Here is an 11,865-nt window from a genome sequence, read left to right on the forward strand (position 1 = left end):
CAGTTGCCTTCCGCACCGTTTCCACGCACCAATTCGACTGCCGAATTTCGTGCTCGCATAGGGCGCTGAACGGCGGTTTTCCACCGATAGTGTTGAAGAAGTCGGCGATGAAGCCGTCGATCCACTCGCACCGAAGCGTCTTGATTAAGGTCGACGCGACCTCCTCGCCTTAAGTGGCTCGGACGTTTGTTCCGAGGGTGCAAATCTTGGCCAATTTCCTGAGGTTCTGGGCGATGGCTGCAAGGTGGAACTCATCGCGGGCACCACAGGGGCCGCGCAATCGCAATCGATCGAGCTTCAGGATGCGCTTGAGGTGCGCGAACAGCATCTCCACCTTCTTCCGCTGATAGCGTGAGGTCTGGTAGGCGTCTGTCTTTGCGATGTCGCGGGCCATGTCGCGCGCGCCCTCATAGATCGAGCGCAGCACCTTGCGCGCCGGCTCCTTCGGGCAACAGCTGGGCTTCAGGGCACAGGCGTCGCAATCCAGCTTGCTGGCGCGATAGCGCATCATGCCATTCTCGTCGACGAGAGGGTGTGGCATCCGATAGGTCTTCTGGCGCTGCCTGAGCGTCTTCCCGCCAGGACAGATGTATGTATCTGTCGTCGCGCGAGAAGGTGCTATCCTTGCGCCTAGACTTGTCGAAGACCGGGATATGCGGCTCGATCCCACGCTCATGCACCAACCAGTTCAGCATTTCGGCCGAGCCGTAGCCGGTGTCGGCAATCAGCCGCTCCGGCCAGAGGCCGAGCTCGTCGTGCGCCCGCTCGATCATAGTCTTGGCGGCCGTCACCTCGGCTTGGCGCACCGCGGTCGAGGGCTCCACGTCCACGATGATGGCGTGCTCCACGTCGATCAAATAGTTCGTGCAATAGGCATAGACGGCTGGGCCACCCCAAGCGGCAGTCCAGCGCGCGGCGGGATCAACAGGGGAGACGAACTTGGGCTCCACCGGCGTGGCGGCCCCGAAGGCGGCGTCATCCAGAGTGGCGAGATACTCAGCCACGGCCCGCTTGGCTTTGGGATCGAGGTCCTCGGCCGTTTCGATCCCGCGCTGACGATGGGCGTCGGCGACGATCATGCTGGCATCGACCGCAAAGCCTTCGCCGCCGACGAGCCCTTCAGCTATGCAGCGCCGGACGACGGTCTCGAACAGTTCGCGCAGCAGGTCGGCATCGCGGAAGCGGCCGTGGCGGGTCTTGGAGAAGGTTGAGTGGTCAGGCACATCACCCTCGAGGCCAAGCCGGCAGAACCACCGATAGGCCAGGTTCAGATGTACCTCCTCGCACAGCCGGCGCTCCGAGCGGATGCCGAAGCAATAGCCGACGATCAGCATGCGGATCAGCAGCTCAGGGTCGATCGAGGGACGGCCGATCGGGCTGTAGAAGGGCGCCAGATGCTGGCGGATGGCGGACAGGTCGACGAAGTGGTCGATCGCTCTGAGCAGGTGATCCGCCGGCACATGCCGCTCCAGGCTGAAGCCGTAGAACAGCTCCTCCTGCATCACACTTTGCTCGCCCATCATCGACTCAATCTCCTCTTACGACGAAGATTGAATCAGTGCTTCAGGGCTGCTGCAACCCGGACTTTTTCAACACTATCCACCCCGGCCGGACCTTCCCGAGCCTCATCAGGCAATCTGATGTCTGAACGCACCAACCGACCACGTGCGCCAGTAGCAGTCATCCGATCGGACGAATCGAATGACCGCTTTGGCTAGTTCGGTTCGAATTCTTTTGCTCCAGGATGTGTTCCGCCGAACCAACCACGTAGGCATCTGGTACAATACCAATAACTGCAGGCCGGGGGTACGCGTCCGAGGAGGGCCGGTGCGTACGTCGCTGCGAAAGCGGTCCAATTGGACCCACAATCAGCGAACATTCATTTTCGTCTGAGCGCCGATACGTCTCACAGTGGCCTTATGAACTCGGAAGATGCGAGCAATCTCGGCGGCGGGTGGACCATCATTCAGCATGCCGATGATTTCGGAGCGCTGATCGGACGTGAGTTTTGGGCGACGACCACCTTTTCGCCCGCGCTCTTGGCCGCTTGAAGCCCCGCCATGGTGCGTTCCCGTACGATGGCTCGCTCGAATTCGGCGAAGGAACCGAGCATCCGCATCATCATGCGGCCTGCCGTCGTGGTCGTGCCGATTGCCTCGGTCAGTGAGCAGAACCCGGCGCCGGCGGCCTCGATCTTCTCAAGGATAAGGAGCAGGTCCTTGAGTGACCGCATCAGTCGGTCTAGTTTCCGGACAACCACGATATCGCCTTCTTCGCCAAGAAGCCGATGGAGCTCGGGTCGAACCCAGCGTCCTCCTGATGCTCGCTCCTCCGCGAGCCGCTTGCAGCCGGCGGCTTTGGCACCGCAGACAGGCCTACGCGCTTCTCTGGAAGCCATACTTGGCCTACTCTGTCAGGGGATCAGATGAGTCGCTCGTCACGAAAACGACGACCAAAGGATCGAAGAAATCGCTGGGTCGTCAGGCGCAGCGCGATATTTGGAGGTAACGATGAATTTCACGGACAGGCGCCTCTGGTACGGTGTGGCAGCCGTGATCGTGGTGCTGTTTGTGATCGGGTATGCGGCTGGGTGGTTTGGGGGCACACCGCCACCAGCGCCACAGCAGTAAGCGTACTCTGGTTGCGGTTGCCCGGTTTCGTGGACGATGCGAATTGGACGCGTTTGTCGTCCAAAGAACTGCAAGCGCCTTAGGCTCCAAAGAGATGCGCTAAACATCTTGGATTCGAACGCGCAGCAGTTTTGCCGAATTCAGGAACACCAGGACATCTGGCCCCAAGTGCAAAATCGCTGCCTGGATAGGACCGATCCAGCCCATCAGCGCTGCGGTAATGCCCAAAACGTGCACAACACCGACACCGACAAAAATATTTTCCTGAATTGTCCGGTAAGCACGTCGAGCAATTGCGCGCGCGCTGACAATTTTTGCCAGATCATCCTTCATCAATGCAATGTCGGCGGCTTCCAGTGCCGCCTGCGTGCCGCCGCCGCCCATCGCAATGCCGACATCGGCGCGTGCCAGCGCCGGCGCGTCGTTGATCCCGTCGCCGACCATCGCCACGCGATGGCCCTGCTTTTGCAGTTCGGCGATGGCGGCGACCTTGTCCTGCGGCATCAGATTGGCACGCACTTCATCCACGCCGAGTTCCTTGGCGATGGTCCGCGCTGTGGCCTCATTGTCACCCGTCACCATCACCATGCGCTTGACCCCGGTCGCACGGAGCTTTGCCAGCGCTTCGCGCGCACCTGGTCGCAATGTGTCGGCAATCAGAATCACGCCCGCGAATTTCCCATCGACCGCGACGTGAACCGGCGTCTGTCCGCCCTTTTCGATCGCATCGGAAAGCGGCACGCCGGCCTCGCGCAGCAACGATGCATTCCCGACCAGCACGGTGCGTCCGGAGACCGTCGCCTTCACACCGCGCGCCTGCAACTGCTCGTACTGCTCCGGTTCCGGGACATCGATTTTCATCCGGGCGGCATAGTTGACGACCGCTTTCGCCAAGGGGTGAGCGGACCGCCGATCGGCGGCGGCGGCAAGGCTGAGCAGATCAGCTTCCGAAAGCGTGCCGTCCTGCATCTCCACGCCGACAACCTCGGGCTTGTTCGCCGTCAGGGTGCCTGTCTTGTCGAACACCAGGACGTCGACCTTGGCCAAAGACTCCAGATAGACGCCCCCCTTGACCAGAATTCCACTGCGTGCGGCTCGCGCAATGGCTGCGATAATCACCAGAGGAGTCGCCAATCCGAGTTCGGCAGGCGATGTGAAAATCAGCAGAGTGACGATCATCCGAACGTCGCGGGTATAAAGATAAACCGCAACGAGGAAGATCAGCACGACCGGGATCAGCCATGACGCGACCTTATCCGCCAGTTTCTGGACGGGTGCCTGTTCCGCTTCGGCATTCTCGACCAGACTGATGATGCGGGCAAAGGTGGTGTCGGCACCAACCTTCTCGGTCGCGATGTCCAGGGCGCCGGATTCGACGAAGGTTCCGGCAAAGACATCGGCGCCGTCGCTCTTGTCCTTGGGAATGCTCTCTCCAGTGATCGATGCTTCGTTGACCGAAGCCGCTCCACCGACGACGGTGCCATCGACCGGGATCTTCTCGCCGGCCCGCACCAAGACAACGTCGCCCGCGCGCAAATTCTCGATCGTGACCATGCGTTCGCCACCTGGGTCCCGCACAAGTGCCACCTGGGGCACCGAGCCGATCAGGTCTTTGATCGAGGCTCGCGCACGATCCATATTCACATCGGCAATGAACTCTGCGATCAGAATGATCACCATGAGGACCGCGCCGGCGACGGTCTCGCCTCCGATCAGCGCTACCACCGTAGCGATGGTGACGAATATCTCGGTACCGATCTTGCGCTCTTTTACGAGGTCAACGGCGCCGGTTTTGACAAGCGGATACAAGCCGATGGCAACCGCCCCCCACAAAGCTTGAATGGGAATCAGCTGTTGCCAGTACAGAAAGGCCATCAGGCCGGTAAATATAATGCGAGCGACTTCGGTCCAACGTTCGCGTGTCATCAACACTCGCCAACCCGATGGAACAGCCTCAGCCGCCGGCTCAACGCTTTCGGTGGCTGCTGTCTCGGATTTCATGATTGGCTCGCTATCTGGATTGCGGTCTTGGCTTGAAGCGTGAGCGCATCAGGATCGTGTCCCAGGGAGTGGTGTAGTTGACGGCTTGGTCGCCGCAGCTTCCGGCATGGGCCGGGAATGATCAGCGCGCCACAGCAGGCTGATGAGCGGATCATCGCTCATTTGGCTGATGGTTTCCAGCGTAATGTATCTCGCCCGCTGCACGGCCCATTCATCGTTCTGCTCGAGCAGGATCGCGCCAACCAGACGGACGATGGCGTCATCATTTGGGAAGGTGCCGATGACCTCGGTGCGCCGCTTGACCTCGCCGTTGAGGCGCTCGATCGGGTTGGTAACCGGTATGATCATGACGGTGCCATCTGATCCCCCGCTGGAGATGCGAGATTTTCAGCGCATGTGTGACCATCCGGGACAGCGGCACCGGGAGCACGCCAAGTGCGGGCAGGCCGATGTATTCGATAAGCTGCGAGCTCGCGTTAGTAGCTGGCCGCCCCTGCGACCTGCCCGGTTGCGCCGAGAGCGCGGATCCGTAGGTGTCGCGTCGCCCGCCGGCTCCCGATTGTTCAAGGAGAGAGGGGGCATGACGTGTAATTGGAATGGCTATCCACCGCACCTTTGGGGAAGTGGTGTTCTGCGAAGATGGCCGGCTGCGCCATCACGGACGCCGACATGACCCGCTCCGGACTGGAGGGATTTGGCCGCAGCTTGAACAGGACGGACGAGGTCGTTGTCGAGGTGACCGGCAACGCCATGGGGGTGGTGCGGGTGCTTTCGCCTTTCGTCGACCGGGTGATGGTGCATCAGATCAGTCACGTTGGATCACGCAGGATACAGTTGGTTCGCGGGCACCGGCGACCTCGACGAGGCCATGGCGGCATATTCATTGGCCTATGTTCTGAGCCCATCTACCTCCGATGTTTCTTGCCGCCCCGTGGGAGAGTTCCTTCGTGCGAGCAGTTTGTCGATCCGCCGGCCATCCATGTCCACGATCTTGAAGTGCCAGCCGCCATACTCAAAATGTTCCCCGACCTCAGGCAGATGCCCCAGTCGAAACAGGGCAAATCCTGCGATCGTATGGAAGTCGCCTTCAGTTGGCCGTGCTCGAAAACCAAGGCGATCGAACGCGTCCTGGGCCGACATCATACCATCCACGAGAAGGGAGCCGTCTTCACGCTCGACGACATCCGGCTCTTCGCCTTCGATGTTGGGCAGGTCGCCGGCGATGGCTTCGAGCAAATCGGTCTGGGTAACAATTCCTTCCAGACTTCCGTACTCGTCGAGGACCATTGCTATGCGGACGGGCGCCTTCCTGAACTGCTCCAGCACTTTGAAAATCGGCGTTGATTCATGAACGACGAGCGGCTCACGGATGATCGCCATCGGATCGAGAACCTGCCCGTCAAGAACCTGGTCGAGCATGTCCTTCTTCAGAACCATGCCGAGCAGTTCATCGATACCGCCCTTGCCAACAAGGAGCTGCTCATGGCGGCAATCGCGGATCGTACGAAGAATCTCGGTTCGGTCATCATTCACGTCGATCCAGTCGATATCCGGCCGAGGCGTCATGATGTCACTGATGCGGCGCTCGCCGATATTGAAGACCCGCTCGACCATCTCCCGCTGCGCCTGCTGCAACAGCCCGCCTTCCTGACTGGCCGAGATCAGAAGCTTCAGCTCGTCTGGCGAGTGCAATGAATCCTCACCGGTTCCCGGGCGCAGGCCGCAGAGTCGCAGAACGAGGTTGCCGAGACCATTCAGCATTAGAATCGCCGGCCTGAGCAGAAAGAGAAACAGACCGAGCGGACGCACGACCCAGAGCGCAGTGTCTTCGCTGCGCTGGAGCGCCAGACTCTTTGGTGCGAGCTCGCCAAGCACGATGTGAAGCGCGGTGATGATGATGAAAGCGATCGCGACGGCGACAGTGTGTGAGCCCGCAGTCGCCAACGACCCGAGCAGCCCGATCAAGAGAGGCTCGACGAGATGCGCGAGAGCAGGTTCGCCGATCCAGCCGAGTGCCAGCGATGAAATGGTGATGCCGAGCTGGGTCGCCGCCAGATTGGCATCGAGATTGTCGACGGCCCGCTGAAGCGCTGCCGCGTTCAGCCGCCCAGCCGCAGCGAGTTCGGCAACTCGGCTTCGGCGCACGGCGACCAGGGAAAACTCGGCGGCGACAAAGAAGCCGTTTGCGGCCACGAGTAGGAGAACCGACAGGATTCCAAGAATGTCGCTCAAACTGCCATCGCCTGTCGGCATGATATCCTCTTAATGACGCAATTGGATACGTCTCTGAAGCGCAAATGATGGCATTGCGCAATCGCTATCAGCATCACGATCGCCAGAAACATAATCCCCTGATGGCGATGGTGGTGCATCTACTAGCGACTGATCACGGTGCGGTCGAATACGTTGAATGCGGCAAAATGCGTGGTCCAGCCGTGGCTTGCAGCGCGGGTCATGTACCGACGCGCCCCGTTCTTGGCGTGGATGCGCAGATCAACATGAAGGCAGACGGCATCACGCAGCCCGTCGACAAAGCTCAAATGATTGGACAGCTTGAACTGCTGACGGTAACAGGGCTGAAGCCAACGCGTGATCTGCAGATGATGTCAAGCGCCTCTCCGCAAAGAGGTGACGCTTGATAGGGGGCTGCTTCCGTGCAAATGCTCCGGCATGCGAATTCTCCTCGTCGAAGACACGCGCGACGTTGGCGAGGCTATCAGCCGCCGCTTCGAAACGATCGGCCACGCAGTCGATTGGGAGACGGACGGCCGTGCTGCCGCAGAAATCCTCGATTTCACCTGCTACGATCTCGTCATCCTCGACGTCATGCTGCCCAGCCTCGACGGGTTCGAAATCGTTCGACGGCTCCGGCAGGCAAGGAATACGACCCCGGTTCTGATGTTGACGGCCCGTTCCGAGATAGAGGACCGCGTTGGCGCGCTTGATCTCGGCGCCGACGACTATCTGGTCAAACCGTTCGATTTCCGGGAATTGGAAGCGCGCGCCCGTGTTCTGCTCCGGCGGAAAAGCGGCGAGGCGACCAACATCGTACAGTGTGGCGATGTCGTGCTCGACCGCGGCAGCCGCTCAGTGCGAGTAGGCAGGCGCGAGGTGCAATTGAAACGACGCGAGATGACGTTGCTTGAGATACTGGCGTCGCGGCCAGGCCGCGTCTTCAGCAAAGATGAACTTATCGATCAGCTTTTCGGGTTTGACGAGCCGGCCAATCAGAACGCGATCGAACTTTATGTCGGGCGGCTGCGCAAGAAGCTGGAAGGCGCCAAGGCGCAGATCGTTACCGTGCGGGGCGTGGGATATCAGCTGGCTTCCGATGATACCGGCTGAGCCTTCCCTTTTCACGCGCCTGGCGGTCCGCATCTCGCTGGTGCTGGGCCTGGGCGCGGCTCTTCTGGTGAGTGCGGCGTCGTACTACGCACGTACCGCCGCCGATGACGCCTATGACCGGCTTCTGCTTGGTGCGGCCATCCAGATGGCAGACAGCCTTACGGTTGAATCCGGTTCGCTCATCATCAACCTGCCGGTATCAGCTTTTGAACTCCTGGGCCTCGCCAGCCGCGATCGCATCTTCTATCGCGTGATCGGCCCTTCCGGCGCGACGCTGACAGGTTATGCCGATCTGCAAACAGAAGTTGATCTGGCCGCAATACACGATGTCCCGGTATTGGAATCGGCGCATTATCGCGGCGAACCGGTTCGGATTGCGGTGGTGGCGCGCGCACTGTCCGATCCAGCCGTATCCGGTTGGGCGCATGTCATCGTTGGGCAGACCACGGAAGCCCGCCGCGCGCTCGCGGGTGAATTGACTCTCAGGGCGACCGTCCTCCTGGCGATCATGAGCATATTGGCTTTAGCTGGAGCGATGATTGCTATTCGCTATTCTCTGCAACCGGTCAAGCATCTCGGAGCGACGCTCCGCCGTCGCGATCCACAAGACCTGACGCCGGTAACGGTCGTCGTACCGAGAGAATTGCGGCCCTTCGTTACTTCCATCAATTATTTCATGAGTCGGCTCGACGAGCGCGTAAAACTCCTGCAGCGCTTCATCGCCGACGCGGCGCACCAGATCAGAACGCCGCTGACAGCGCTAACGGCGCAGCTCGATCTGTTGAGTCAAGCCAAGCTGGACAAGTCGAGCCGCCAGCATCTCGATCGCGTACAGCAGCGCGCCAGCGAACTTGCGCGCCTGACCAACCAGTTGCTCAGCCACGCCATGGTCATCCATCGTGCCGATTCCGTGCAGCTTCAGCCGCACGGTCTGGCAGATGTCGCACGGCGCGCTTTCCGTGCGGCGGTTCCGATAACTATCGATCCGGACATTATCGTCTCCTTCGAGGCGCCTGACGACGAGCCGGTCGTGCTTGCGGACGCCGTCAGCCTTCGCGAAGCGATCGTCAATATCATCGACAATGCCTTGCGCCATGGAGTGGTGTCGCGCCTTGAGGTCAGAGTACGCAGCGACGGTACGCGTGCCCATCTCGAGGTCGAAGATGACGGACGGGGCATTCCGCCGGGCGAGTGGGAGCGGGTCACGCAGCGCTTCGAAACGTCCAAATCTCATGACGGCAGCGCAGGTCTTGGTTTCGCCATCGCGTCGGAGGTTGCGGCGGCTCACGGTGGCGCGCTGACCTTTCGCGAGACAAGCAAGGATGGCGGGAAGGGCACGCAAGGGTTCACCGTCACCTTGACGTTGCCCATCGCCACGGAGAAGACCGGATGATAACGGGAACATTGCCGACATTCGGTTTGATGGCTGCCGTCCTCCTATGCATCGGTCACGCGGCAAGAGCTGCTGAAGGAAGCAGCGCATTTTTGCCTTCGTCTCAGCCGGAGAAGGACCGACTGTCGATCCACGCCGCGACCGATCTGGCGGCTATGGAACCACTGATCCGGGATTTTCAGTCCGTTTTCCCCAACGTGGCAGTCGAGTATGTTGAATATGTCACCAACGACTTGCAAAGGAGTGCCAGTGAAGCCTGTCGGACGGACGCGGTGCTGGGCGACATCTTGTTGTCTCCGTCGGTCGACCAACTCGTGAAGCTCGCCAATGACGGCTGCGCGGCGCCGCACGTGTCGGCCGAAACCGCGCATGTCGCCAATTGGGCAAACTGGCGCGACGAGGTATTCGGCTTTACCTACGAACCGGCCGTCTTCGTCTATAACGCCCGCCTCGTGCCGTCCGGCGACGTACCGCGCACCCACATCGAACTCGCCGATCTTCTCAGGCGGCGGATCGATTTTTATCGCGGACGGGTCGGAACGTTCGACATCCGACTTTCGGGCATCGGCTACCTATTGGCGTTCAGTGATGCGCGGCAGACGACGGCGGTCTACGGTCGGCTTCTGGAAAGCATGAGCCGAGCGGAAACTGTGGTGCGTTGTTGCACCGCGGAGACCCTTCAGGACGTTGCAAACGGGAGCCTATATATAGGCTACAATATGATCGGGTCATATGCCTACGCAGCGGCCAGGGGCAATTCCGATTTGAGGGTCGTTGTCCCGCGGGACTATGCGCTGATACTCAGTCGTGGCGCGCTCATTCCGAAGACGGCGCCGAATATGGGCGTTGCCAAACGATTTCTCGACTACCTTCTGTCAGCCCGGGGACAGAAGGTTGCCAGGGATAGCGCCTTCTTCTTTGCCGAGAACGGGCAATTGCCTGAGGGAGCGGACGGCCCGGAAAAACTTGGGGAGTCTGGTATCGCGCGCGCCATACGCATCGGCCCTGCGTTACTTGCCGTACAGGACGAGGCGTTGCGCCGCCGCTTCATCGAGGATTGGAGCAAGTCCATGATCGATGCGCAGGGCCAGCGGCCGTGACGCGTAGGATGCCGCTCCAAGATTTCAACAATTCGGCAATACGTCGATGTGGCCGATCCCGCTGTCGTCGACAATCTGATCACGACCCATCGGGCCTAGTCGGCTGAGCAAACCTCGACATCGCCGTGACAGGTTGGTGACAGGTCAGGATGATACTCGCCTTTTGTGCCTGGAGGAGGTACGATTTAGGCGAACTTGGAGGAGACCGTAATGAAAAATCGTCTTGCGACGATGATGGCCGCGTTTTCGCTGTCAGCCGCTTTTGTGACGCTTGCCGCCGCTGCCGAGATCCCCGCCGGGTATCCGGACAACTACAAGGATCTGGTGGCCGCCGCCACCGCGGAAGGACACCTCAGCATCTATTCGACGACCGATGCGGCGCTGGTCCAGCCCTTGCTCAGGGACTTCGAAGCAGCATTCCCCGGCATCGCCGTCGAATATTCCGACCTCAATTCCACCGAACTCTACAATCGCGTCATTGCCGAAACCGCTTCGGGCCAAGGCACGGCAGATGTCGCATGGTCTTCGGCTCCGGATCTGCAGATCAAACTTGCCTCAGACGGCTATGCGCAGGAATACAAATCCGTGGAGGCGGCCCACCTTCCGGCCTGGGCGTCCTACAAGGACATGGTCTATGGTACCACCGCCGACCCGGTGACTTTCGTCTACAACAAGCGTCTCGTGCCTGAAGGCGATGTTCCCGCAACCCACGCCGATCTTCTCAAGCTGATGACCGGGAAGACCGCAGAATATGATGGCAAGATCGCGTCCTACGATCCGGAAAAATCCGGTGTCGGCTTCTATTTCTACAACCAGGACGCCAAGAACTGGACCGATTCCTGGGCGCTTAACAAGGCTTTTGGCAAGGCCCATATCAAGCTCTACAGCTCCGCCGGCTCGATGATCGAGAAGGTCACGTCTGGCGAACATTCCATCGCTTATGGCATCTTCGGCTCATATGGCCTCGCCAAGCAGGCCAAGGACGAGAACCTCGGTGTGATAATCCCGAAGGACTATGTCCTGGTGACCACCCGCGCCACCGTCATTCCGGCGGAAGCCCAGGATCCCAATGCTGCGAAGCTATTCGTGGACTATCTGCTGTCGGCGCGCGCGCAGAAGCTGATCGCCGACGACATCAAGCTCTATGCCGTTCGTGATGACGTTGAAGGGGCAACCACGCTGGCGTCCATAAAGGCCGCCGCCGGTGAAAACGTTCACCCGATCGCGCTCGACGACAAGCTGCTCGAAGGTCTCGACGAGACGACACGGCTGGCGTTCCTCAACGAGTGGCAGAAGGCCATGAAGGGCGAGTAATCGCTTGATCGGGAGTGCCTCCACAGTCGGCTCTCTCACCCTTCTTGCTATTAAGAATCATCGGAACGGCGCGCTTGCGCTC

General features: G+C 60.2%; 9 protein-coding genes and 2 pseudogenes. 5 read left to right on the top strand and 6 right to left on the bottom strand.

Features of this window, described 5'->3' with window-relative positions; all coding sequences use genetic code 11:
* Window positions 1–169: 169 nt before the first annotated feature.
* The 6 genes and pseudogenes from NKI70_RS26360 to NKI70_RS26380 form a co-directional block, all read right to left on the bottom strand.
* Window positions 170–1,523: pseudogene (locus tag NKI70_RS26360) on the bottom strand (IS1182 family transposase).
* A gap of 345 nt (window positions 1,524–1,868) precedes the next feature.
* On the bottom strand, window positions 1,869–1,973 hold the full coding sequence (locus NKI70_RS34065; RefSeq protein WP_502898936.1) for a hypothetical protein: 105 nt from the start codon (window positions 1,971–1,973) through the stop codon (window positions 1,869–1,871).
* A complete protein-coding gene (locus NKI70_RS26365) occupies window positions 1,967–2,398 on the bottom strand; it encodes a recombinase family protein (RefSeq protein WP_502898937.1) in 432 nt (143 codons plus the stop codon). The genes NKI70_RS34065 and NKI70_RS26365 overlap by 7 nt, the downstream gene beginning before the upstream one ends.
* Before the next feature lie 331 nt (window positions 2,399–2,729).
* Window positions 2,730–4,631 carry a heavy metal translocating P-type ATPase gene (locus NKI70_RS26370; RefSeq protein WP_352725342.1) on the bottom strand — a complete coding sequence of 634 codons (1,902 nt, stop codon included), beginning with the start codon at window positions 4,629–4,631 and terminating at the stop codon, window positions 2,730–2,732.
* A 135-nt stretch (window positions 4,632–4,766) separates the two neighbouring features.
* A pseudogene (locus tag NKI70_RS26375) lies at window positions 4,767–4,964 on the bottom strand (transposase); the annotation flags it as partial.
* 555 nt (window positions 4,965–5,519) lie between these two features.
* Window positions 5,520–6,884 carry a hemolysin family protein gene (locus NKI70_RS26380; RefSeq protein ID WP_352693734.1) on the bottom strand — a complete coding sequence of 455 codons (1,365 nt, stop codon included), beginning with the start codon at window positions 6,882–6,884 and terminating at the stop codon, window positions 5,520–5,522.
* A 44-nt stretch (window positions 6,885–6,928) separates the two neighbouring features.
* Between NKI70_RS26380 and NKI70_RS26385 the strand changes: the two genes are divergently transcribed.
* From NKI70_RS26385 to NKI70_RS26405, 5 genes are all read left to right on the top strand, one after another.
* Window positions 6,929–7,270, top strand: coding sequence for a hypothetical protein (locus tag NKI70_RS26385; RefSeq protein WP_352693732.1), 342 nt, complete (start codon window positions 6,929–6,931; stop codon window positions 7,268–7,270).
* Between the two features lie 31 nt (window positions 7,271–7,301).
* Window positions 7,302–7,976, top strand: a complete 675-nt coding sequence (locus tag NKI70_RS26390; protein ID WP_023722098.1) for a response regulator transcription factor — start codon at window positions 7,302–7,304, stop codon at window positions 7,974–7,976.
* The gene (locus tag NKI70_RS26395) at window positions 7,963–9,369 is read left to right on the top strand and encodes a sensor histidine kinase (RefSeq protein WP_352725344.1); all 1,407 of its coding nucleotides are present in this window, start codon (window positions 7,963–7,965) and stop codon (window positions 9,367–9,369) included. The genes NKI70_RS26390 and NKI70_RS26395 overlap by 14 nt, the downstream gene beginning before the upstream one ends.
* Window positions 9,366–10,469 (top strand): ABC transporter substrate-binding protein, encoded by a 1,104-nt coding sequence (locus NKI70_RS26400; protein WP_352577941.1) that lies wholly within the window; start codon window positions 9,366–9,368, stop codon window positions 10,467–10,469. The genes NKI70_RS26395 and NKI70_RS26400 overlap by 4 nt, the downstream gene beginning before the upstream one ends.
* A 210-nt stretch (window positions 10,470–10,679) precedes the next feature.
* The gene (locus NKI70_RS26405) at window positions 10,680–11,783 is read left to right on the top strand and encodes an ABC transporter substrate-binding protein (RefSeq protein ID WP_352577940.1); all 1,104 of its coding nucleotides are present in this window, start codon (window positions 10,680–10,682) and stop codon (window positions 11,781–11,783) included.
* Window positions 11,784–11,865 lie beyond the last annotated feature (82 nt).

It is taken from the genome of Mesorhizobium sp. M0500, from assembly GCF_040321165.1.
Lineage (GTDB): Bacteria > Pseudomonadota > Alphaproteobacteria > Rhizobiales > Rhizobiaceae > Mesorhizobium.